We start from the raw sequence: 24,160 nt of genomic DNA, 5'->3' as shown, positions 1-24,160 counted from the left end.
ATGGCAAATCCTACCGGCGGTCGCCTTCATCCCGAAAGCGCCGGGTCCTTATAATCCGTAAACTGCTTCCGGAAGAATAAAAACGTTGTAATTTTTTCTTCAGAAACAGCGTTATCCGCCGTTCTATCCCGCAAAGTGCTTTATGTAAATCCGACAGATCAAAATAAACAATTAAATCGGCAAAATAACAAAGCCCTATTTCGTTAATATTTTCCTCCCAATCGCCTGTCTGATTGATATAGAAATGGATATTATCTTTCCATCCGGATATAAAAACCAGGGACTTTAAGTATTCTTCTTTTCCCGTAAACACAAATACGTCACTGCAAATTTGCCTGATGTGTTTTTTCAATTTTTCGGCTTTCACATCACACTTTTTCCCGATATTGCAGACAAAAATAATCTTATCGCCCCCGGACAATTTTAATCTCCCCCTGGAAATAACTGTGTCCATGGTTTCTCTTAAAAGGACTTTGTCTGTTCTGTATTTGGTGACCGGTTTTACTTTTTTGCCGGCCGATTCAAGAACGGCAAGGTAAGGAAAATTCACTCCACTGCCAACCGCAAGATAACCATACCCCCAAAACCGCGGATTCACTTCTATAAGATACGGAATCCCGTTTTCCGAAGATATCTTGTATTCCACATTTACAGGTCCATACCACCCGCCCGCACCCGATATTAACTTCTTGGTATAATCTTTAATCCTTCGGAACCCGTTAACAGGCTCACCGCATACAGCCGGTCCGCCGAATTCATACAGCGTTTTGATGCTTCTCGATAAAAATTCTGCTTTGATTACATTATCTATACCGTAGAGAAGCCCGCAAAGGAATATGCTTCCTGTCCCACCGGGTATATATTCCTGGACAATAAAATTTCTTTTCCCTGCGATATACTCAGGCGGGATTTTCGCAATATCATTTCTGCTTTTTATTATATATATGTTCCGAGCCCCATGGCCTCTTCGGGGTTTTATTATAAGAGGAAAACGCAGCGTCTTATTCGTTTTACTGATATCATCAACACTGAAAGTATCAGGCACCGGCACTCCGACCTTCAAGGCCTGACTCACCATACTTTTTTTATCGGAAAGTTTGCATATTTTTTCATAATCGGCGCAGATTATATCAGCTCCCATTCTGTGAAAATACTTCCTGTATCTGGATAAAACATTTATTTCCTCTTCTATACACGGCATTATCACCTGAATATTTTCTTTCTCTGTGATTTTTCTTAACGCTCTAATATATTTTTCCTCTTCGCGCGCGGGTGGAATCACATATGAATTCAAAACTTCATTTTTGTTATACAGCACAGGGACCAAACTATCGGCGTCAGCGGCAATAACGCTGATTTCCTTTTTATTTCTTAACGCCCGAACCGTATTTCTTCCCGGAGGAGCGCCTACCGCGGTAACCAGAACTTTGATTTTTTTACTCATAAAATATCTTTCTTCCTGATCATCTCATAATTGTTTATCGCCTTTTTTGCTTTCTTTCCGAATATAATATCCGCTTTATCCGCCGCAATTTCTCCCCCAGGCCTTAGTTCTCGGACATTATTACCGTTGAATATTTCTCCTCTGCAAATGTCCTTTACCGCATAGAAGGCTCTTCTGGCTTTTTTCAGCCTCTTCTTTTCCGAAAGATTTATTATCTTGCGCGCCTCCCCTACAGAACTTTTGACATGGCAAGCCGCAATTACGAGGTTTTTAAATTCTGCGGGCTCCATTGAGTGAATATGATCAGGCCCTTTCTGCCGCCTGTTATCGGTAAAATGTTTTTCTATCACGGAAGCCCCGTATGCGACAGCGGCAATGGATACTTCCGTCCCGAGCGTATGGTCCGACAACCCGAAAGGAACTTTGAATTTTTCACCCAATACAGGCATAAAAGACAGGTTAACCTCGTCATAAGCGCAGGGATAGTTTACTATCGTATGCAGCAGTACAATTCTTTTATTCCCGGTTTTTTTCAATATTTCCACAGCATTTTTTATTTCATTAATTTCTGCTCCGCCTGTAGATAAAACGACGGGTTTCCCTGTTTTCCCGATCCTATCAATGAGCCGGCAAAAAGTTATATCGCTCGAAGCAATTTTATAAAACGCGACATCTAAATCTTCCAGATAACTCACCGTTTCGACATCGAAAGGAGTGGTTAAAAAGCACAAACCCCTTCTTTCGCTGTATTTTTTCAATATGCCGTTCCAAGCCATAGGGAACTGATACTTCCGTATCAATTTATAACCTTCAGGATGATACTTTTTGTTCATAAGGTAATCAGCCCTGTAAGACTGGAACTTAACGGCATTGACACCGGCTTTTGCCGCAAGATCAATCAGTCTTTTAGCTTTTAACAGGCTTCCGTTGTGGTTTGCCCCTATATCAGCTATAAAAAATACCGGTCCGCCGGGCCTTATAGTAAAGTTTTCAGTTAATTTTATTTTTTCCATCGATACTCTCCAGAATTATATCCGTTACCCTGCAAAGTCCCTTGCCGTCTATCGTTTTCATCGCTTTTTTCACAATACATGCCCTTTTATTCTTCAGGTTCGATAAATACGCGATGTCTTCCCTGATTTCAGCCATACACACCTGTTTCAGACTGATTTTTTTTGCCAACTTCTTTTTCTCAGCGTGTAAAACATTCTTCTCCTGATATTTATTTACGGGATAAGCATAAGTGATACATCCAGAACACAATGACTGGCACATCATAGTTCCCCCCGTAGTGAAAAAAAACATATTCTTTTTCATAACCGAAGAAAATCCCTCCGCATCCAGATTAAAATATAATTTTACATTTTTAAACCCTCTGAAATATTTTAATAATTCTTTATAATGCTTTTTCTGAAGAGCGGTAAGGACAATATTTAAATTATCGAAATTCACGGAACAAAGGAAACTCGCCAATTTAAGCAAAACTTCGAATTTTACACTGCTCAGGCACATACCGGCAGATGTCTTTCTTTTAAGAATCCCCTGCAACCCTGAGGTCCTGAAAGCTTCATCCATAATGAAATACTCCGCTCCGAGATAAAGCTTCGTCGTTTTACTTATGCTATATTTCAGATCTTCAGCAAAAAGATTCCCGTTAACGATTACGCCCACTTCGGGAAACTTCAGATAATTCCTGTCATCAATTAATATCAGCGGAGCGGAAGTGTCTTCCAGCTTAAGAAAATAGTTTTCATTTAAATTATACGAATCAAATATACATGCGGCCGCTTTTTTACGCAGGATTATATTCTTCACCTCAACAGCTTCTTTTTCCAAAGCTTCTTTTTTGCCAATATAACAACAGCCGAATTTCATACGTTTTAACATATCTGTTACATACCTGTTTTTATCCTTAAGGATAAAAACGGGAGTATATTTTTTTTCAGCCAATTTTTTTGCAATACATATGCATCTTGCTATATGCCCGAACCCGATACTCGCGCCCGCATCGGTTCGGATTAACACAGTCCTGTCTATCAATTTATTCTCCTCTGTACAGGTAATCAGCGCCCTGTGTGTCAAGCTTCCTGATAACACCGAAATGGTTCTGCCAGCCTATATCTTTCTTCCCTATGCAGATAGTGCATACTCCCAGCGGGGGAACACCCTTAAGGACAAGGCTTTCGGGTTTTATGTCTTTCATATCTTTCAACTCAACCAACAACCTGTCGATTCCCGTCCCCTGAAGGGCATTTACTTCATATAACCTTATTGAATTATTGACTTCATGGACTTTTTGCCTGAACACTTCCCTTTCGGCCTGACTTATTAAATCTATTTTCGTAACAACCGCGATATCGGCCAACCCGACCATGGGCCCCATTTTAAGGGGAGAGTTCATACCCCCGAGCATACTTAAAACAACTATGCCTAATCCCTGATTGAGATAAGGAGAACATCTCAGGCAAAGCCCGGCGCTTTCCACAATCAGCAGTTCGCTTTTGTTCTTCTCCGCCCATTCTATGCCGTCTTTCATGACCATCACACCCGCATGGTCGGGACACAGGTCCCCCGAATAGACAATTTTTACCGGAATATCCGGAAAATCTTTTCCTATTTCCTCTTTTTCGAAAGTAACAACTACATCAATTTTTAAAAAAGATATTTTGACTCTCGGATAAAGCCTCCTCATTATATTTTTCACAATGGATGTTTTTCCCGCGGAAGGGGGCCCCGCCAGTATCATCAGTTTCAATTTTCAATCTCCTTATTTTTAGAACTTTATTATCTCGCCGCGCCGGACACGCTCTCTTATAACGCTTATCATTATGTCCTGTTCTATAACTCTTTTTCTCGCTTTTTTTTCCCTTTCGCTGGTTCTAAGTATTTTCATGATACTGCCATTCTTCATCACCAGCCTTATATCACAAAGAAGAGCGACTACCGGATCGTGCGTCACAAAAAGGATTATCTTGCCTTCTTCTTTCACCATTCCCATCGCTTCTTTCTTGAATATGCCGGCGTTTTCTATCTCATCAAGCAGGACGATCGGCGCATTGCCTATAACAATGGAATCCGCGATCATAAGCGCCCTGGTCTGCCCGCCTGACAGCACCGTCATTTTCATGTTTTCGGTAACTTTTTCACCGGTGAGTTTGTTGGTAAGCATAAGAGTCTTGGGAACAGCCCCCCTTGATTTCATTTTTCTCGACAAAGCATGCAGTTTAAGAAACTCATCAACTCTCAAATCAGCAAGAAAATTCGTATGCTGAGTGATAAGAACTATAGGATTTTTTGAAGGATCCTGCCTGTATGAAAAAGGAGGCACCTTATCATTTATCAGTATTTTCCTGCGGGTAACCGTATCCCTCTGGGCAAGCATCTCTATATCTGTAACCAAAGATGTTTTCCCGCTGCCCGTCGGACCGACTATTGCAACAGTATTGCCCGGAAATATCTCAAATTTTTTAAATCTTTCAGCCTCCCCGTTTTTATCTATACCGGAAAACACCGTAAGCTTTTTTATGTTCAACTTTTGCTCTCCTTCTTCCTGATTGCTTTTATCATATCCTTAATGCGAAGTCTTATATCTCCCGAGGGTTTAAATTTAATCTTTTTCCTGGCCCTGAGGTTTGATATGTCGTGCTGAATGATGTTTTTCTGCCAGTTCATATCTTTATGGATAATCCCGGCTTTTGTAAGGTCTGAAATATATCCTGCGATATCAATAATACTCGTTTCCTCATCGGAACAGATATTAAGTGTATTCCCTCCGAATTTTCCCGTAAAACATGCCGATTTATTTATGGCATCCACCGCATCGCCGATATACAGGAAATTCCGCTTCTGGACACCCCCATTATGGACTGTTATTTTACCCTTCCTCAGGGCATCGGCAATCATAACGGATATGGCGCCGGGTTCCTTATAAATAGACCACCTGTAAGGATTAAAACCTATACCGTAAATATTGGACATCCTGAGCGTTACCGTATCCAGAAAATATTCTTTCGAAAAAATCTTATTGTAAAATTCCTGCGAAAGTTTCTGGTGATAATACTGGTTTATAGGGACTAAAGGCTCATTTTCCGCCATTTTTTCTTTTTCAGACCGGACATATACCCCCGCCCATGAAGCAAGTATTACTTTTTTTATCCCGCATATGATAGAGGCTTCAAGCATGCGCCTGTACCCTTCCACATTTTTCTGCCATTGGATAATCTTGGTATTATTGATGGTTATTTTTTCAGAATAGATTTCCTTTTCCTTTTCTTCCGCCAAATGGACAATGACATCAGATTGTTCAAGTAACGGTATTAAATTCTCAAGGTCATAGAAATCCATTTTCCGAAAAACCAGTTTTTTGTTTTTTTGCAGGGATCCCAGGTATTTTAAAAATATTTTTTTCTCGGCTGAGCAGAAATTATCAATGCCAATTACTTTTTCGATTTTTGGATTGGCCGCCATGCCGGCAAGCACGTTACTCCCCAAATATCCCGCTGCTCCCGTAACTAACACCTTCAATTTTTATCTCCTTGGTCTATAAAAACCTTATATCTTCTACCCTGATTTGCAGACCGGCAGGCTTTTTTATAACCATATTAACAACACCGGTATGGGCCATGTTCATCATGCAGAAACCCGGCAGAAAATACTGCCTTCTTCCGAATTGAGGTTCCTTTCTTATAACTTCGGCGATTCCTTCAAAGGCTATCATATGATAAGCCTCTACATCAAACACCTTGGCATCTCTCGAGTATCGCGGGCCTACACACCATGTATCAAGGACTCCCGTGGTTTTGTTGGCTTTAATAACCTGCAAAACATGCTGGACGGGACATCCCGCCCCCTCGGGTCGACCGACCACAATATCGCCTTTCTTTATCTTCCATCTCTCGACAATATCAGGCCTGAAAGGCAATACAATCTTTCTGGCGGAAATTTCCCCCGGAAGGGGATCTAAAATAAAATCAAATTTATTTCCCAGAATATCGGTTTTCTTAATATGCGCTTTTTTCTCTCCCGCTGTCCTGCGTGCTAATCCGGTATCTCCGACAAAAAACACGCAATCTTCGGGCCTCTTTTTCCTGTTCCGTACAAGCGTTGCAAATTCTTTACAGGTTTTAACTCCGCACAAGCCGCAGTTTTTTCCCGGCGGAACCCATTTTTTCTCGCGTTTCATATCTCCGTTTTCTCCTTTATCTCATCAATATTATTTGTAATTTTTCTGATGGCTTCCGCGACATCATCCATGTCTCTTTCCGTCTGCGGAGATCTGCACACGGGCAATACAATCAATTCGTTAAAATGCATTCTTTCGCAAACAGGGCAATCGCCGGAATTATAGGATATATCTTTGCCGTAGAAAGGACACTTGTACGGGCACCCGTCATTACCATAGCCTTTAAGCGACCTGTATGAAGGCTCAAGATATATCGGGCGAACATAACCCGTTCCGCATGGTATGCCTTCGGCTTTTAAAGCCGCGGCAAAAATATCTCTATTTATTTTTAATTTATCCGCGTCTAATTTAACAGGATAGACAAAATATACATGCTCATTGGAATCGGGCACAAAAGGAGGAATAATACCTTCGATATTATTTATTTTTGAGCTGAGATATTCCGCCAGATGTCTTCTTTCATCTGTAAGCATATCCAGCCTTGAGAACTGGCCGATTGAAACAGCAGCTTCAAGTTCGGTCATCCTGTAGTTCCAGCCCAGGATAACCGGCTGTTTTTTAAATTTCATCTTATCAATGATAGCTTCCCCGTGATTCCGGACAAGTTGCATATTAAGAGCCAGTTCATCGTTATTTGTGACGGCAACCCCTCCTTCTCCGCACGTGATAATCTTATGCTGGTTCAGACTGAAGATCCCTATGTCTCCAATGGTCCCGGTATATTTTCCTTTATATTTCGCGGCGGGAGACTGGGCGCAGTCTTCAATAACAAAGAGTTTATGCTTTTTCGCAATCTTCATTATTTTATCCATATCCGCAGATTGCCCGAACAGGTGCACCACTATTATCGCTTTTGTCCTGGCGCTGATTTTTTTCTCGATTTCCGCGGAGTCTATACAAAAGGTTTTCTCATCTATATCGGCAAAAACGGGAATTCCATTCTGCATAAGTATCGCTGTCGCGGATGCCGACATCGTATAGGGAGTAACTATAACCTCATCTCCGGGTCCGATTCCGATAGCAGCAACAGCCGCATGCAATCCCGCCGTAGCCGAATTGACAGCGACAGACTGCCTCACGTTAAAGTAATCCCTGAACTTCCCTTCAAGCTCTTTTACCTTGCTTCCCCCGTAAAAAGATTCTCCCGGGCCGGCGACGAAACCGGACAATATTCCTTTGTCCAGAACATCAAGGACGTGTTTTCTTTCTTCCTCCCCGATGCTGGGAATGGTGACAAAAGGTTTTTCCCTCACTTTTTTACCGCCTGAAACCGCTAATTTCAAACTCATCTATATCCCTCCGATAGAAACATCCCTGTTTTTCAGCGGGAAAGAAACCTTTTTCCCGGAATTTTCCACGGACATCATAATACCCGCCAGTATTTCAATTGTTTTCGCCCCATCGTCAACATTACAATATTTTACCGGCTTCCCGTTAACGGCATCTATTATTTTTCCAAGCCCCTTATCTATTAAAGAGCCCTGTCGCTCACCCCAGTCATGCTCCTTTTTAACCAACGCTTTATATCCTGACATATCCGGGTTATCTGCCGGAATCAGGTAATCCGCCTTTCGGACATTGTCATATAAAGCAATTTTCCCTTTGGAGCCATAAATGCTCATTTCAAAAATCATATAATCATCTTTATCCATACCGTGAAAATAACAATTGAATTTCTTGTCGCACCGCAACACCACATCAATCGTGGGATCCGGGAATTTATTTTTATCCCGCATACCGGCCTCAACTGATTCTACCTCGCACCCTGTCAACATCCTGAGCAGATCCACCATATGAGAACCCGTATTTATGATTCCTGCGGTATAGTAACAATCGACCGACACTATTTCACCCAGCTCTCCGCTCATTATAAAATCAGCGACCCTGTTCAGGAACGGGTCCCATCTTCTTAAAAAATTAACGGCAAACACTGTTTTCCTTTTTTCGACCAATTCAACCAGTTCGTCGGCTTCCCTGAGCGACAAGACCATAGGTTTTTCGCAGAACACGGCTTTTACGCCGGCGTCGACCGCATAACGCGCGATTTCAAAGTGGGAATCCGGCGGAGTACAGACGCTTATAACATCGGGATGCTGTTCATCCATAAGATTCCTGTAGTCTTCATAGAACTTGCAATTCGGCCCGAAGTTCCCCGATTTGCTATTATCCTTATCGCATACAGCAATTAAGTCTATTGAAGGATTTCCCTTATATGCCTCAAAATGGGTCGCGGGTTTCGGTCTTTTAGGGTCCTTCGAGAACCCATAGGCGATCCGTCCGCATCCTATTATCGCCGCTTTAAGTTTTCTTTCTTTCATATACAGTTACTTCTTCCTGTTTAATTTGTCGTACTCATTCCTTAATATGCTCATTCTCAAAGCATCGTAAAATCTGCCGTTCCTGTAAATTTCATCCCTTAAAACGCCCTCCTCGACAAATCCCGCGTTCTTATAACAAGTTACGGCTCCTTTATTATCATTATTCACGCCGAGGAAAACCTTATGGAGATTAAGCCTGTTGAAGGCATATTCAAGGAGCATTAAACACGCTTCCGTCCCGTAACCTTTGCCCCATACACTTTTTTCCCCTATTATTATCCTTAACTCGGCCGCATAAACCACAGGCCTTACATTATAAAGCCCGATAATCCCTATCATCTTATCCGTTTTTTTATCCACTATCGAAAATATCGAGTTTTTAGAGTCATTTATAAGTGTTTCATATTCCTTTAACAGGGCATCCATCGTTACAGGTTTTTGCCCGGTCAGCATAAAATATGTAATTTCCGGGTCATTTACCCAGTTAAACATACAGGTTTTGACATCTTCGGCCTGATAAGGACGGAAATATATTTTTTTGCCGGTTAAATAATATGTTTTCATAACCTACCCCTTTTTTTTCTTTTTTCCAATTCATCACTGTATTCAATATTTCTTTTCAAACCCTGCCTGTCATGCATAAGCTTCTTGTTTTTTTTGAACAATCCTTCAAGGTCTTCTATGTGAAATTTATAGTTATTCTTTTTGAATTTCAGGAATATCTTATTTATAAAGACCAGGTCTCCGGGATAATCGACGCACAGGTTGATACCGGTCAAAGAGGAATTTATGTTTATATTGCAAACTTTGAAATCATTTTTATCCAGTATGTAATTCCTCGGGTACTTCCTGTAAAATTCATCCTTTGTCTCATCGAGTACTCTTTTCAGCGCCGACATCTTATAGATTTCCACATTAAGCCCGCCGGGAATGCTCCTGGGGCTGATATTGGACGCGAAATCAGCATCATCACGCAAAGCGGCATCAATATACCTGTCGATAAGACGGGGATCCACCAGAGGACAGTCTCCCCAGACGCGCACAATCATATCGGCTCTGCTTTCAAGTCCCGCGTTATACAGCCTGTCAACTATATCATTCTCACTCCCATGGTAACACTTACAGCCATATCTTAATGCAACCGGATCAAGTTCATTATCCTCTTCCCTGTCTGTGGCGGCTACGCTGACCCCGGTGATATATCTGGATTCCAAAAGCCGGCTGATAATTACTCCTATAAGAGGTTCTGTGTGGATCAGGGAAAAACACTTTTTAGGCAATCTTTTCGATCCGACTCTCGATTGTACTATGCCAACTATATTCATCCTAAAATCCTTTTCCTGAATTTATACCCTTTCAAATATCACGGAAAGGGCATCATTGCGAAAGCCGATTTTCTTCATATACTTTTCCGGCGGCGTATTAAGAAATCCTTCGATATGCGAAATCGCGTCTTCTGAATCATTATAGGGCTTTAATATACCGGAAAACTCTTTTTCGGCAATTGCGGACGGTTTCAAAGGTTTTCTGTACATCGCAAGCACAGATAACCCCGCGGCGCACGCTTCGAACATAGGTGTGGAAGCGTTATCCTGTATTAGTCTTTCGGCTTTGGCGAAGTATTTATACATCTTTTCCGATGAAAGGCTTATATTCCCGGGTTTCAGGCCATTTATATATTTTATTATGGACCCGTGATACCAGCCCGATGATACGGGATATTTGAATATAAAATGAAAATCATCGCGGTTTGCCATATAATTTATTATCCTTTTTAAAAAATCGTAATACCACGTAAGCAACACGCTGCCCGCATTGTATTTTTGAAGTCTTACATCCTGTTTTTTGGGGACAAATATGACCAGGGGCCTTTCTTTTTTTATCCTTCCATGATTATATTTTTTCTCTATTGCCTGCAGATAATGCGGCGACTGATAGATTTTACAACTCCCGTAATTATATTTCTTTGAGGCATATTTGTATATTTCCTCCGAAACAGAATCCGTGGAGAAAAAATAATCAAAATAGCCGATATCGCCCTGATACAGGTCCCTCCAGTCAAGTGGCCCGCAGCTGTGCTGGAAACACACTCTTTTAACGTTTTTACTGTTCATAGCCGCATTCAACGCCGCCGGATAATTGACGCCCGAACTGCTTCGCGCAATGACTGAATCAATATTATTCTCCGCATAGAATTTTTCCATAGCCAGATACTCATAAAAGAACTTGCTGCAATCATTTTCAACAAACCATCCAAGAAAAGGCCGGACCAGATCTTCCGTATTGACTTCACACAAATCAGATATAAACCGGACAATTTTATGCGCCTCCGCAGGAAAAGAAGCGGTTTCTCTGAGTTTTTCCGCTAACTCAGGACCTTTTTCTTTTTCGTCCGCAAGAAAACATCTTTTCCCGGGAAAAATACATATTTCACGTATCTTTAACCCATTTTTAATATATACATCAGCGCCTCTTTTGATAAGTTCTATTATCACACCGTCAATCGACAAGGTGCCCGCATCAAGAGACAAGATTTTTTTCCCTTTTAATATTTTCCCCCCGGGTATAAGCCTGCCGGGCAAAATATACTTGAAAATATCCTTCGCTTCTTTGCCGTAAAAATGCTTTAAAACTTTCCTGCTTTTCTCTATTATCCCATCCGGCTGGATATTCTCCGGTTCCGCTGTCTTATGGGGAATAAAAGAAAATTTTATGCCGTATTCTCCGCAAATAACTTCAAAAAGTTTTATGAACATCTGCCGGGAAGCCTTTCTGATATTGAATATGGAGTAATCTTCAACGGGAAGCAAAGAGTCTCCTGCATATACGATTTCCGCAGGCATGCATATTTTCAAAAAACTTTTTATCCTCCTGGACTGCATAACGAGAGAGTCAATCAGGTACTTGAACCGGGAAAAATGAAGATAAACCGGCAGAATATTTTTTCCCCGGAAAATAGTCAGCCGGGATTGAAGATATTCATCAAAATTCCTGCACCAGGCCATTTCTTTATCAAATATCTCCTTTTCATCTTTCCTTATTTCTTCTTCTCCCAGATAATCGGAAAGCACGGAATATTTTATGCCTTTATTATCGAACTGATATGACGCGCGCGGAGACAAAGACAGGACATTGCCCGCCGAATAATCAAAATCGGGGTTATATTCTTCCGCAACTATATATGTTTTGCCTTCACCCATAACAAACTATTTTCCCGTAAGCTTTTTTATTTCTTCCGCCACTTTTGAAACTTCACTGTGTTTCATAGCCGGAAAGATCGGTATACTTAAAGCCTTTTGATAATAAAGCTCAGCATTATCCAAAAGCAGATTTTCAGATACACTGCTCTTATAGTAAGGCTGTTTATAAACGGGGATATAATGGACCTGCGTGCCTACGCCTTTTCCCGATAATTTGTTCATTAAATATTTTCTGCTGATACCCATTTTTTTGAAATCGATATTTAAGACAAAAAGATGATACGATGATTTTGCCCATAACGGTTCTTCCTGAAAAGATATACCTTTTATGCCGGAAAATGATTTTTTATATTGTTCCGCAATTTCTCTGCGCCTTTTGATAAAATCGTTAAGCTTATTCATCTGTGACAGACCCAGCGCCGACTGAATATCCGTCATCCTGTAATTAAACCCGAGTGAACGCATTTCGTAATACCATGGACCTACCATTTTACATTTTCCGCGCGGTTTAACTATTCCATGACTTCTTAGATTCATCAATTTTTCGTAATACATCCGGCTATTTGTCGTTATTGCGCCGCCTTCTCCTGTGGTAATATGTTTTACAGGATGAAAACTGAATACCGTCATATCTGAATGTTTGCAACTGCCTACTTTTATCCATTTGCCGTTGTGTTTATATTCCGCCCCTAAAGCATGACAGGCGTCTTCTATAATTTTTAAACCGTTTTTTTTAGCGATTTTGTGTATTTCCGGCATATTACAGGGCAAACCGGCAAAATGAACGGGTAAAACAGCTTTGGTTTTGGATGTTATCGCCTGCTTAACTTCAGCAGGGTCGATATTAACTGTTTCATAATCAATATCCGCAAAAACAGGTTTTGCCCCTGTATAGATAACCGAATTAGAAGTTGCTAAAAATGTTATAGGAGTAGTTATAGCTTCGTCACCCTTACCCAATCCGATGGCAAGACAAGCCAGATGAAGCGCCGCTGTCCCGCTTGAAACAGCTACCGCATATTTAGCGCCGCAACAGGAAGTGATTTTTTTCTCAAAAGCGCTGACTGCAGGGCCCTGGGTGATAAAATCGGACTTCAGCACTTTGATAACCGCTCTTATATCATCAGAGTCTATATATTGTCTTCCATAGGGAATATTTCGCATACTGTGTTTAATTACTCCATATCCGCCATTTTTTTAAGTTCATCCACCGTAAGCCATCTCGTATTATTGTCACTTCGATACCCGGAAAAATCACCCTTAAGGCAGGCTCCCGAATGTTTATTCTTTTTATTAAAGACAACCGCAGGACATGTAATAAACCTGTCCGTTTTTTCCACCGTGGAAAATGCATCATCCGCGGGAACAAGGGTTTCATGAAGTTTCTCACCCGGCCTGATACCTATTATTTTTAATTTGCATTCAGGAGCTATCACTTTTGCCAGGTCCATTATTCTCATACTGGGCATTTTGGGTATAAAGACTTCCCCTCCCTTCATGGAGTTGACACAGCTTATTACAAATTCCACTCCCTGGCTTAAGGTTATCCAAAAGCGCGTCATCCTTTTATCTGTTATGGGGATTATCCCTGTACCCCTGCACTCTTTAAAAAACGGTACTATACTGCCCCGCGAACCGAAAACATTCCCGTATCTTACCACGCTGAATTTTGTCCCTTCCGGCGAATAATTATTGGCCGCAACAAACATCTTCTCCGAACAAAGTTTAGTCGCGCCGTAAAGATTTACCGGGTTTGCCGCTTTATCCGTGCTTAATGCTATTACTTTTTTCACGCCGTTATCTATCGCTGTGTTTATCACATTCTCCGCGCCTATAACATTTGTCCTGACAGCTTCAAATGGATTATACTCGGCCGACGGCACAATTTTAAGCGCAGCCGCGTGAACCACAACATCAACACCATGAAAAGCCCTGTGAAGCCTGTCAGGATCGCGCACATCACCGATGAAATACCTTATGTTCTTCTGGTTAAATTCCTGATGCATTTCATATTGCTTCATCTCGTCGCGGCTGAATATGATAAGTTTTTTAGGGTTATGTTTTTTAATTACTATTTCCGTAAATTTTCTTCCGAAAGAGCCTGTTCCTCCGGTTATCAGAACAGTTTTACCGCTGAACAAATCATGATTTGACATTATCATCCCCTTTTTTTACTTTTCCGTTATTCCCATCTACTCCTTCATGAACCCACTTTCTTCCTTTATTATAAATTTTGCCCACCTGGTCTTCAAGTTTCGGTGAAACAGCCCTCAAAATCTCTTTTCCCAGAATTCTATATTGTTTTCCCGCGCGCCCTGTCCTGATAAGCCCCTTTTTAATCATCCTCATCATTGTGCTAGAGCTGATTTTCAGAAGTTTCTGGGCTTCCTCAGTTGTATAAACTTCATTCTCTTTAATTTCCATAATTTAAAACACCTGACTTTTAATGTTCATTGGTTATCATTGCTTATCATTAGTTATCTATTGTAGTCTTTAGGCATCAGGCCGTCAAGCTAAATCTTATGTTTAGAGAGGCAATTCTTCAAAGACTGCCGTAGAAACGCAATTGTTGCGCCAATGTCCTTTATCAGGTAATTCCTGAAAATACCTGTAACATATCTGACAGGATGTCTTTTAAACAGGGCAATCTGAGTTTTGAAAGTCTCGGCGGATACCTTCTTTTCGAGTATTTCCGGCGTAAAATATTCTGTTGTAATATTACCTTTTACGGCATTTATTCCAAGGTCTTTAGGATTAAAATCCGCGGGAAGCAGATTTTCTTTTTCGGCAATCTCCAGAAGTTCTGTCCCGGGATAAGGCGTAGCAATAAAATATTTGACACTGGACACATCCAACTTCCTGCCCAGATCAAATGTTTTCTGCATTTCAGAAAGAGTTTCTCCCGGAAAACCGACAACAAAGAAAACATCTATATCAAACCCGATTTCGTTCGCATCCTTTATGATTTCAAGCACTTTATCTATTTTCAAAGGCTTATGGATAATATGCGTTAATGTATGCTGACTGCCCGATTCAACCGCGAGAGTCAAACGGTAAAACCCGGCTTTTCTCAGTTTAAGAAGCAGGCTTTTATCAAGAGCCCAAACGGCAAGCCCGTTAGGCGCCGTGAAAGAAACTTTTATGCCTTTGTCAACGATAAGGTCGCATATCTCTTCAGCCCTTTTCCTGTTGAAGGTCATGTTGTCATCTTCAATCTGGATTTCCTGAACCGCATATCTGTGAACAAGCATTTCTATTTCTCCGACAACGCTTATCGGGGAACGAGTCCTGTACACCCTGCCCCAGATAGGATGGATTGAGCAGAAAACACATTTTGCGGGACAGCCGCGGGATGTAATAACAGGGATAATACGGTTTCCCCTTGTCACTGTGCCGTGCGGCCTGTTCAACTTAAAATATTTTTCCACAGGAAGAAGGTCCCAGGCGGGCAACGGCAAAGCATCCAGGTTCTCTATATATTTTTTCTTGGGGTTAACACGCGGAAAACCTTTCTCGTCGTGATAACAGATGCCATCCATATCCGCTGCGGACTTATTCCGGTTCAACAGATGGATTAGTTCTATAAATGTAGCTTCTGACTCCCCTATAAGGGCATAATCAATATTCTTATCCGCAATTGAATCCTCGGGCATGGCAGATGGATGAGCCCCGCCTAAAACAATTTTTATATCAGGAAATTCCTTTTTTATTTCCGATGCAATTTCGGAAACTATCTTTGCCTGTATGCTGAACATGCAGGATATGCCCACCAGATCGGGTCCGTACTCCGAAATTCTATCCACAATCTGCCGACCGGACAACCCAAAACGAATATTCCTCTCATCTATCTCTTCAACCTGATTCCACCCTTCGATAAGACTGTCAAGCACCTTTACGTCTATGCCTGCCGCTCTTATAGAAGAAGCAAGATACGCTACCCCCAAAGGCATCTGAACCCTTTTAGGGAACATTTTGGGGATCGGGCACGGCGGGAAAAGAAGGAATACTTTTTTAATTTTCATTTAACGGTAAATTTTATTTTCCAAACGATAATTATTGCCTCAAAAATAATCTTTTTAGACATCTTTGATAAACCATGCTGCCTGTCCGTAAATATAATAGGTATTTCTTTGATTCGAAAACCTTTTTTCCAGATACGATAATGCATTTCAATCTGGAAAGAATATCCCTCGGAGTGGATCTTATTAAAATCGATTTTTTCCAGGACCGTCCGCCTGAAACATTTGAATCCGGAAGTGGCATCATTCATAGGCATTCCGGTGATGACTCTGGTATAATACCTGGCGGCAAACTTGCTCAGCAGCATCCTCCAGAGCGGCCAGTTTATCACGCCTCCGCCTTCTATGTACCTGGAGCCGACACACAGGTCGCAATCTTTTACTGTTTCCGCCATCCGGATTAAATCTTCGGGATTATGCGAAAAATCAGCGTCCATTTCGAAAAACAGTTCATAATCTTTCTTCAATCCCCATTGAAAGCCTTCGATATACGCGCTTCCTATCCCCATTTTGGATGGTCTTCTCATTACATGGATTTCAGGATGAATTGAAGACATTTTCTCAGCCAACTCTCCGGTGCCGTCCGGGGAATTGTCATCGACAACCAGGATATCAAAACTTTTTTCCATGGACATGATTTTCTCGCACAGACGGACGATATTTTTACTTTCATTGTAAGTAGGTATAATAATCAGATATCTGTTCATTATTTTTTCCTCTTATCATTTAAAACGTAAACCGCATAATTCCCGCTGGGGGAAATATTTTTATAATTTTTATCAATAAACTTATAGAAATCCCTGTTTTTGCGGAGACTTGCCGTATCCGCGGTAATATAATAATCCGCGCCTTCGCTGATATATTCTTTGAATTTATCAATATCCGCGTTTGAGCCCTCTATATTGAAGACCCATCCGTTCCTATCGCAATAATAAAGCTGGTCATAAGTGCAGGGCGATACAATAATCCTGCTGTCAGGCGGAGTGTTTTTCTGAATGAAATAGCCCGCTTCAGGCACAGCCGAAAGCTCAACGGAATATTTAAAGGCCGGATTTATAAAATACCTCGCGGAAACCAGGAAAAAAAGGCATAAAAATAAAATCACATATATATAACGGTCGAGTTTTATAATCTTAAAAGTGACAAGCGCCGCAAAAAACGAAGCGGGAAAAAGGATGGGGTAAAAATAAAAATTATGGTCATATACCTTTTGCGGAAGAAGGATAATAACGCTCAATGAACCCAGTAGCCATAATATCACCGCCCAATACTCTTTCTTTTCGGGCCTGCATAGAAATACGCCTGCGATCACTAATGTAAAACCTATGGGGTTCAGGCATACTCCCGCAAGTTTATCGATAATATCCTTATAAAACACAGCCTTTAAAAAAAGAGGGTGGGGAAAAGAAGCGTAATGTTTATTTTCCTGCGCGAAAATACTTGTAATATTATTATCCGCCACGGAGGCGACATAATAAGTATGCAGATACCAGCCTGCAACAGGAATAGCTATGCAGATGGAAAAAAGCGCAATATATAAAATTTTATTTTTCGGCGCATTATACCATATTAAAAAAAGCAAAGCGGGAACCAGGCATAAAAAATGTATCCTCATCAGAAATGCCAGAGAAACAATTAAACCGGCGGCAATGACTTTATACGAATTGATCTTAAAATTAAATAATAACCAGGAGGACAGCATAACAAGAAAGAAGGCAAGCGCTTCGTTCATAAAACTCTGCCCGTAGACAAAGCTGAGGGGAAAGGCGTTGAAGAAAAAACAACTCATTAAACCTGTCGCCTCATCAGAATGCCTGCGGACAATCAAATAGATAAGCAATGAAGATAGCATTGTAAAGAAAGACGCCTGGAATCTTCCCCAAAAATCAAGCGAAAAACCGAAGATTTTCCACAGATAGCCCGCTGTGGCGGCAGCGCCCGGAATATAAAGCATGTGAATGGCAGGTTTTCCGTTTATCAGAAGGTTCGTTTTCGGCTGCGCGACAGCAGGCAATCCTTCGTTCGCGATAAAACGCGCCATCATTGCCGTGGCAGTCTGATATGAAGAAAAGTTGCCTAATAACGGTTTGTTGACAGGCCCGATTCTTGCGAATAAAGCGCCGAATAAGATAGCAGCAAGTATAAGATAATGGTTTCTTTTCATTTTTCCGCAATTACGATTATTCTGTTGCTCATTTTCATTAACCTCGATAAAAAGAATATTATTTTTACTATGATCTTCTTTAATTTTCCCAGATTCAGCCTTTCGAGATCGGTTTCATCCTGCCTTGACAATACAATATTAAAACTGTTTCGCTCAAGCAATTTTCGAAGAGAATTTTTGTCAAAAAATAACGGATGCTCCAACACATAGATCGAACTTAAAGGGCCTTTTATCAATCCAAAACTTATGTTATATATAAGTTTTGCAATAAAAGAGAGCAGGCTCTTTTCATTCGGGGTTGCTATCGCCAGCATTCCTCCCGGCTTCAGCATGCCGCGGAACATGGCAATCGACTCGCCGGGATCATCCAGATGCTCTATTACATCCCACAGGATTATAACATCAAATTCCTCGTTATACCCGGTAAACTCCGAAATTTTTTTCTTCATTACATCCAGGCCCATTGTTTCTTTTGCGTATTTATAGTATTCATCCGAAAAGTCTATGCCTTTGCACTTCCAACCCCTGCGACGGCTTTTCTCAAGGAAAAATCCCATACCGAACCCTACATCAAGAAGTTTCCTGCCGGACACACTCTTTTCAAGAAAATCCAGGAGCCGGTCAAAGACCTTAAAAGTATGTCTGGAATTGGCAAGGACAAACTCCCTGTCGTAATAAGATTCCATTTCGGGATTAATCGCGCCTACGGCGTCAGGGTCCGAAAAGACTTTTTCCGCCTCATTTTCGCTCAGGTAAGGGTCGCTGAAAACACCTTTGCAGGATTTGCACCTGCAGACGGAATAGCGCTCAAGCGCAAACATAACTTTTCTTGAGCCCGAACCGCAGTACGGACAAGCACCCCTTTTAGTCAGATTTATTTCAATTTTCGCCATTTAAAAAAAGCTCGTATACTACTATTTCATCTTTTTCTGTGGATTTATTTGAATATATTTTTTCTGAATTTTTATCATTAAGCAGGATTAAGAGGTCCTTATCGGCTTCGGACATATCAAGCAGGTTTATTACCGCAAGTTTAACGCCTTTGTTGCGGGCTTCTTCCAGTATAAATTCTTTTTTGTAATCAGTATAATCAAAATGCTCCGCGCCCGCATAAAAAGGGATCCTGGACATCCTTGAAGTCATTATCACCTCTCCGGGATAATTCCTGCCGATCCAGATACCCACCGTTCTTCTGGATTCTTTATCCATGCCCACAGGTTTTAAACCTTTCACAGACATAGCGATTACACATACAAATAAAATAGTCCAAAGAAGCCGGCCTCCGGTTTTTTTCGAAAATAAAGACGTAAATTCATACACTCCCGCGCCCGCATAAACGCATCCGAGCAGCATCAAAAAGGCCGTATGCCTGTAAGATATGTCAGTGCGTATAGCAACCATAAAAAGCACCGATATATATATTAAAAAAGCCAGCAAAGGAATAAATTCCGCCTGAGACCTCGGGTATTTTTTCCTGATTGCAATACCGATAAGCGCAAATACGGCAACAGGGAGAAATACTCCCTGCAAAATTTTTCTTATCAGCTGTTCAGAGCCTTTTACCGCAAGTTTTACGCCTTTCGGCCTTTCCGGAGCGGCTTTCAGCGGGTACTCTTCGACAGCTTCAGGAACAGATTGTTCAACTTCCGTATCTTTTACTGTTTTATCCAGCCCGAGAAGCGATGTCACTCTGGTTTTCTGTGTCAGACGCCATTCGCCCTGAAATTCGCTTATGACATAAATGTACGGGAAAATCAAAACAACGAAAACGGCAACGACAAGAAAGGCAAGCCATAACCTCTTCAAAAAACTTAACCCATGCAAAGGGATAATCAGAAGGGAGAACACGACCGCCAGCAGAATACCGACGCCTTCCGGCCTGGTCAGATACGCGAGCACGGAAAAGAAAGACACCGCGGCGAAATAGACGGTTTTTTTCTTCACTACCGCCTCTATGCCGCACCAGAACGCAAACGCCATAAAAAACAGGTACATGGACTCAGACAGCACATTCGACGAAAACCTGAGAAGGTATGGGTGAAAAATACAAAAAATTGAGGAGATAACGGCGGCTTTCCTGTCAAAAAGCCTTAAAGCGGAAAGATAAACAGGGATAACCAGCAAAAATCCGGATAACAGGGATATAACCAGTCCCGCATCGATAAAATCCGACGTGAATTTTGAAAAGACGCTTATCAGCCAGGGATATAACGGGTGATATTCATGGGATAACGCCGTTTTGAAGTCTCCCCTGATAAAATATCCCGCTATTTCAATAAAAGTCAGGCCGTCTTTCGCGGGCACAAAAAACATCAACCTCAGAATCAGCCTCATAACAAAAGACAGTGTAACCAGTCTGGCAAGGTCCCAACCGATAAATTTTTGTCCGGGTTTAAAATCCATCTAACGAGTCCTGTTTTCCTGTTAATTCACATTAAAAACTTTTTTCAGTTTTTCGGCTCTCTCCGACCATGAAAATTCTTCAAGTGTTTTCAACGCGCCTGCTGAAAGTTTATTGCGCAAGTCATCGTCATTTTCAAGTTTTATGATACATTCCGCAAGTGAATCGGGGTTATCCCTTTCGGCCAAAAGAGCGTTGTAATTATCCTTCAACACTTCAAGAACCGAATCCAGCCTGAAGGACACTACCGGTTTCCCATATCTGAGATATTCATAAGATTTTGTATGCGCGACATAATTCATTTTGCCTTTTTGTCGCGAGGGTATCACAAAACAATCAGCCTCTTTGACAGCCTCATCGATTTCCGAAGGTTTCACAAACCCATGAAAAAAAACCCTCTTTTCAATATTCTCCCGAGCCGCCGCTTCCCGGTAAGACAAGACCTCTTCTTTTTTACCGCCTATTATATGGAACTGGACATTCTCAAGCTTCCGCGCAACTTTCATTAACAAGTCTATCCCCTGCTCATAATACAGCTGGCCTATGTAATATACCTTAAATTCCCCGCCGCGCGCGGATTTAAAAGCGGAAACCTTTTCCGCGGCCAACGGGACAACCGATATATCTTTTGCGCCCGGATATGTCTCTTTTATAATTTTGTTCAGCTCCCCAGTCGTGGTGATAAGCCTGTCGGAGAGAGAAAACACTTTCCCTTCCTCATTATCCGCACATGGATAATTCTCAGCATCGGGGTATGAGGCATAAAGGCCGTGTATTTCATAAAAAAAAGGTATGTTTATCCGTTTCTTATGTTTCAACAAAAACAGCGCCATCTTTAATTCAGAAAGATAAAGCAGGCTTTCTTTGCCGTCTGACAGCAATTGCAATATCTTTCTCAAAACGAACCTGTTAAAAACAAAATGCCATGAAATACCGAATCTGCCTGTTTTCCTGATCACAGGCAGTTGCATTATGCTGAGGTTTTTATGAGGTTTAAGCCCGTAATACGAAAGGATTTGTCTCTCCGGCATGGTCTTGCCTATTATCAGCACTACATCAAGGCCCGATTCGGCAAGGGCATAACAGGTCCGGATAATCAAAACATCATGCGCCCGGCCTGTAATCAGCCTTTTATTGACAGGATAAATAATTCTCATAATAAATGTTCTTTATTTGGTTTCCATAACATCTTTAATAACTCTGATAATTTTTTCCGACTGAAGTTTTATCGAATATTTTTCGGCAAGTTTCCTGGCATTTTCAGCCATTTCCAGCCTGGATTTCCTGTTTTTAAGTAAAAATTCGATTTTGGCGGCAAAACCGACAAAATCATCGGCGTCTTTTATTATAAAACCTTCTTTTCCCTCTTCCATTATCTCGCTGGACCCGTTTGACGAACTCGTTATCACCGGCACCGAGGAAGCCAAAGCTTCAAGGCATACGTTGGCGCATGGATCGTAAAATGAAGGCAGAATAAAAATGTCGGAAGCCGCATAAACAGTGGACATTTCCTTCTGCTGTCCCAGAAAAATGACATTTCTGTCTATTCCGAGCCTGAGAGCCATCTGTTTCCATCTCTTTATCTTACCCCTGCCGGCCACCAACAGCCTGACATCGTTTATCAACGAACTGTCGAGCATTGACAGGGCCATGAAAACCGTCCTTAACCCTTTTAATCTGAAATTATTGGCGACAAAGAGAATAACTACTTCATCCAGAATGTGAAGTTCCCTGCGGAAAACAGCGCCGGTGTTTTCTTTCTTAAGAGTATGATACTTTTCGAGATCTACACCGTTATAAATAACCTCTATCATAGAGTCATCCAGCCTGTACCATCTCTTGACATGCCTTCTCACCATATTCGACACCGCTATAACTTTTTTCAGTTTTCTCGAGGAATACTGCTTTTTCTCAAGCCATGTCAGGAACCATTGCTCAGGAGACAGCAAATCCTTAACTCTCTGAAAGACTTTAAACACTATATTGTTATACGACCGTATATTGTACTTTCTGTATGCCAGATGAACCCCGCCGCCGGGCCTGTAGATATCCATACCAAAGCTTTTGCTGAAGGCAAAGACTGCGTTAAAATTATCCCTGCGCACGGCCCATGGCACATAAAAGGCAAATATTATCCTGTTAATCAACCGCATAAAATGTGTTCCGGGGACTTTAATGTGTTTTATCGCGGGGTTAATGGAATCAAATTCCCTGGAAACTACAACAACGGAACAACCCATTGATGTAAGTATCTCTGCCAGCATCCTGGCAAAATTTTCGCCCCCGCCGGTAGCAGGTGTAAAGTTCTCTATAATAAATAATATCTTTATTTTATCCATATAGCAGAATTTTCGGTTAAGAACCAAGGAATTTTTTCAGGCTGCCGAACACTTCATCAACGGATATCATGGAAAAACATTCGTAAGTCTTTTTCTGACAGATCCTGTTTAAACATGGGCTGCACTCTATCTCTTTTTTTATTACAGTGATACTTCCCTTAACGGGTGATGTGGCTTTTGCGTCGGTAGAACCGAATATGGCCAGGACCGGCGTCTGCAGGGCGGCGGCCAGATGCATCGTTCCCGTATCATTGGTTATCAGTAATTTAACCTTCTTTAAAATAGCGGCTAACTGCTTAACGGTCGTTTTCCCGCTGGCATCGATTATTGTTTCCGACACCTGTCTCTTTATCGCGCCGCAGACATCCGTATCGTTCCTGCTCCCTAACAGGATGATTTCCGCGTTATAGACATTTTTTATCCTGTTAATAAGGCTCGCGAACCTATCGGGAAACCATCTTTTTGCCGGGCCGTATTCCGCCCCCGGGCTTACTCCTATCAAAGGAGCTGTCCGGTTTCTGCAATTCATGCTAAGAAACGTCTCAGCCCATTTCAATGAGATGTCATCGGCATCCATACTGAAATCGGGCATATTACCCGAAAACCCGGCTGCCCTTACCAGTTCGAAATACTTCTGCGATTGATGCGTGCCTGCGGGAGGGACCTTTACGGTTTTGGTCAAAAGAATACGTCCGGGAAAATTACCAAAACCTATTCTCTCGGGAATCCCGGACATATAAGGCACAAGAGCCGAATCAAACGAGTTAGGGAAAATAAAACATCTGGAAAATTTTTCGGCTTTTATTTCCCTTGCAAGCTTAATGCGCTCTTTTAATTCCAGGAAATCGGGCGGAATATCATATTTGATAAAACGGTCAACTATATCGGCAAGGGAAAGAACATCATTAATCTTACCCCTTCCTAAAACTGTAATGCCAGCATCGGGATACATTTCTCTCACGGCTTTGACCGAAGGAGCCATCATAACGGCATCGCCTACCCAGTTTACGGCTCTTATTAAAATTTTCTCTTTTGAAGTTTCCATATCTTCCACCTCTCATACTCAAACAGACACAAAATCTGAATATCTAAT

Annotated in this window: 23 protein-coding genes; all 23 read right to left on the bottom strand. The window is 41.6% G+C overall.

The window, feature by feature from the left end; genetic code table 11:
• Window positions 1–10: 10 nt before the first annotated feature.
• On the bottom strand, window positions 11–1,444 hold the full coding sequence (locus M0R36_06855) for an ATP-grasp domain-containing protein (GenBank protein ID MCK9555518.1): 1,434 nt from the start codon (window positions 1,442–1,444) through the stop codon (window positions 11–13).
• Entirely contained in the window at window positions 1,441–2,457 is a 1,017-nt protein-coding gene (locus M0R36_06850; protein MCK9555517.1) for an N-acetylneuraminate synthase family protein, read from the bottom strand. Before M0R36_06850 ends, M0R36_06855 begins: the two co-directional genes overlap by 4 nt.
• Window positions 2,435–3,484: a hypothetical protein gene (locus M0R36_06845; protein MCK9555516.1), complete on the bottom strand. Its 1,050-nt coding sequence runs from the start codon at window positions 3,482–3,484 to the stop codon at window positions 2,435–2,437. Before M0R36_06845 ends, M0R36_06850 begins: the two co-directional genes overlap by 23 nt.
• A gap of 1 nt (window position 3,485) precedes the next feature.
• Window positions 3,486–4,199: a cobalamin biosynthesis protein gene (locus tag M0R36_06840; GenBank protein MCK9555515.1), complete on the bottom strand. Its 714-nt coding sequence runs from the start codon at window positions 4,197–4,199 to the stop codon at window positions 3,486–3,488.
• 18 nt (window positions 4,200–4,217) lie between these two features.
• The gene (locus tag M0R36_06835) at window positions 4,218–4,976 is read right to left on the bottom strand and encodes an ATP-binding cassette domain-containing protein (GenBank protein MCK9555514.1); all 759 of its coding nucleotides are present in this window, start codon (window positions 4,974–4,976) and stop codon (window positions 4,218–4,220) included.
• Window positions 4,973–5,962 (bottom strand): NAD-dependent epimerase/dehydratase family protein, encoded by a 990-nt coding sequence (locus M0R36_06830; GenBank protein ID MCK9555513.1) that lies wholly within the window; start codon window positions 5,960–5,962, stop codon window positions 4,973–4,975. Before M0R36_06830 ends, M0R36_06835 begins: the two co-directional genes overlap by 4 nt.
• 22 nt (window positions 5,963–5,984) lie before the next feature.
• Window positions 5,985–6,626, bottom strand: a complete 642-nt coding sequence (locus M0R36_06825; protein MCK9555512.1) for a Fe-S cluster protein — start codon at window positions 6,624–6,626, stop codon at window positions 5,985–5,987.
• Window positions 6,623–7,915 carry a DegT/DnrJ/EryC1/StrS family aminotransferase gene (locus M0R36_06820; GenBank protein ID MCK9555511.1) on the bottom strand — a complete coding sequence of 431 codons (1,293 nt, stop codon included), beginning with the start codon at window positions 7,913–7,915 and terminating at the stop codon, window positions 6,623–6,625. The genes M0R36_06825 and M0R36_06820 overlap by 4 nt, the downstream gene beginning before the upstream one ends.
• Window positions 7,916–8,944, bottom strand: a complete 1,029-nt coding sequence (locus M0R36_06815; GenBank protein ID MCK9555510.1) for a Gfo/Idh/MocA family oxidoreductase — start codon at window positions 8,942–8,944, stop codon at window positions 7,916–7,918. It abuts the gene before it with no gap.
• Between the two features lie 6 nt (window positions 8,945–8,950).
• Complete coding sequence (locus tag M0R36_06810; protein ID MCK9555509.1) at window positions 8,951–9,508, bottom strand: GNAT family N-acetyltransferase; 558 nt, start codon at window positions 9,506–9,508, stop codon at window positions 8,951–8,953.
• Window positions 9,505–10,269, bottom strand: a complete 765-nt coding sequence (locus tag M0R36_06805; protein MCK9555508.1) for a hypothetical protein — start codon at window positions 10,267–10,269, stop codon at window positions 9,505–9,507. The genes M0R36_06810 and M0R36_06805 overlap by 4 nt, the downstream gene beginning before the upstream one ends.
• A 21-nt stretch (window positions 10,270–10,290) precedes the next feature.
• The gene (locus M0R36_06800; protein ID MCK9555507.1) at window positions 10,291–12,144 is read right to left on the bottom strand and encodes a hypothetical protein; all 1,854 of its coding nucleotides are present in this window, start codon (window positions 12,142–12,144) and stop codon (window positions 10,291–10,293) included.
• Window positions 12,145–12,150: 6 nt separating this feature from the next.
• On the bottom strand, window positions 12,151–13,308 hold the full coding sequence (pseC, locus tag M0R36_06795) for a UDP-4-amino-4,6-dideoxy-N-acetyl-beta-L-altrosamine transaminase (protein ID MCK9555506.1): 1,158 nt from the start codon (window positions 13,306–13,308) through the stop codon (window positions 12,151–12,153).
• A gap of 11 nt (window positions 13,309–13,319) precedes the next feature.
• The gene (pseB, locus tag M0R36_06790; protein MCK9555505.1) at window positions 13,320–14,300 is read right to left on the bottom strand and encodes a UDP-N-acetylglucosamine 4,6-dehydratase (inverting); all 981 of its coding nucleotides are present in this window, start codon (window positions 14,298–14,300) and stop codon (window positions 13,320–13,322) included.
• Window positions 14,287–14,568, bottom strand: a complete 282-nt coding sequence (locus tag M0R36_06785; GenBank protein MCK9555504.1) for a helix-turn-helix domain-containing protein — start codon at window positions 14,566–14,568, stop codon at window positions 14,287–14,289. The genes pseB and M0R36_06785 overlap by 14 nt, the downstream gene beginning before the upstream one ends.
• 89 nt (window positions 14,569–14,657) lie before the next feature.
• Window positions 14,658–16,166, bottom strand: coding sequence for a B12-binding domain-containing radical SAM protein (locus tag M0R36_06780; GenBank protein MCK9555503.1), 1,509 nt, complete (start codon window positions 16,164–16,166; stop codon window positions 14,658–14,660).
• On the bottom strand, window positions 16,163–16,870 hold the full coding sequence (locus M0R36_06775) for a polyprenol monophosphomannose synthase (protein MCK9555502.1): 708 nt from the start codon (window positions 16,868–16,870) through the stop codon (window positions 16,163–16,165). The genes M0R36_06780 and M0R36_06775 overlap by 4 nt, the downstream gene beginning before the upstream one ends.
• The gene (locus tag M0R36_06770; protein ID MCK9555501.1) at window positions 16,870–18,327 is read right to left on the bottom strand and encodes a glycosyltransferase family 39 protein; all 1,458 of its coding nucleotides are present in this window, start codon (window positions 18,325–18,327) and stop codon (window positions 16,870–16,872) included. The genes M0R36_06775 and M0R36_06770 overlap by 1 nt, the downstream gene beginning before the upstream one ends.
• Window positions 18,324–19,220 carry a class I SAM-dependent methyltransferase gene (locus tag M0R36_06765; protein MCK9555500.1) on the bottom strand — a complete coding sequence of 299 codons (897 nt, stop codon included), beginning with the start codon at window positions 19,218–19,220 and terminating at the stop codon, window positions 18,324–18,326. The genes M0R36_06770 and M0R36_06765 overlap by 4 nt, the downstream gene beginning before the upstream one ends.
• Window positions 19,207–20,730 (bottom strand): glycosyltransferase family 39 protein, encoded by a 1,524-nt coding sequence (locus M0R36_06760; GenBank protein ID MCK9555499.1) that lies wholly within the window; start codon window positions 20,728–20,730, stop codon window positions 19,207–19,209. The genes M0R36_06765 and M0R36_06760 overlap by 14 nt, the downstream gene beginning before the upstream one ends.
• A 21-nt stretch (window positions 20,731–20,751) precedes the next feature.
• Window positions 20,752–21,885 (bottom strand): glycosyltransferase family 4 protein, encoded by a 1,134-nt coding sequence (locus M0R36_06755; protein ID MCK9555498.1) that lies wholly within the window; start codon window positions 21,883–21,885, stop codon window positions 20,752–20,754.
• Window positions 21,886–21,897: 12 nt separating this feature from the next.
• Entirely contained in the window at window positions 21,898–23,067 is a 1,170-nt protein-coding gene (locus M0R36_06750; protein MCK9555497.1) for a glycosyltransferase family 4 protein, read from the bottom strand.
• A 16-nt stretch (window positions 23,068–23,083) separates the two neighbouring features.
• On the bottom strand, window positions 23,084–24,112 hold the full coding sequence (gene waaF, locus M0R36_06745) for a lipopolysaccharide heptosyltransferase II (protein MCK9555496.1): 1,029 nt from the start codon (window positions 24,110–24,112) through the stop codon (window positions 23,084–23,086).
• Window positions 24,113–24,160: the final 48 nt, after the last annotated feature.

The sequence above is a fragment of the bacterium genome, assembly GCA_023228325.1.
GTDB lineage: Bacteria > Auribacterota > UBA6266 > UBA6266 > UBA6266 > UBA6266.
The sequence above is the reverse complement of the archived record's forward strand: the minus strand, read 5'-3'. Positions and strand labels throughout refer to the sequence as shown.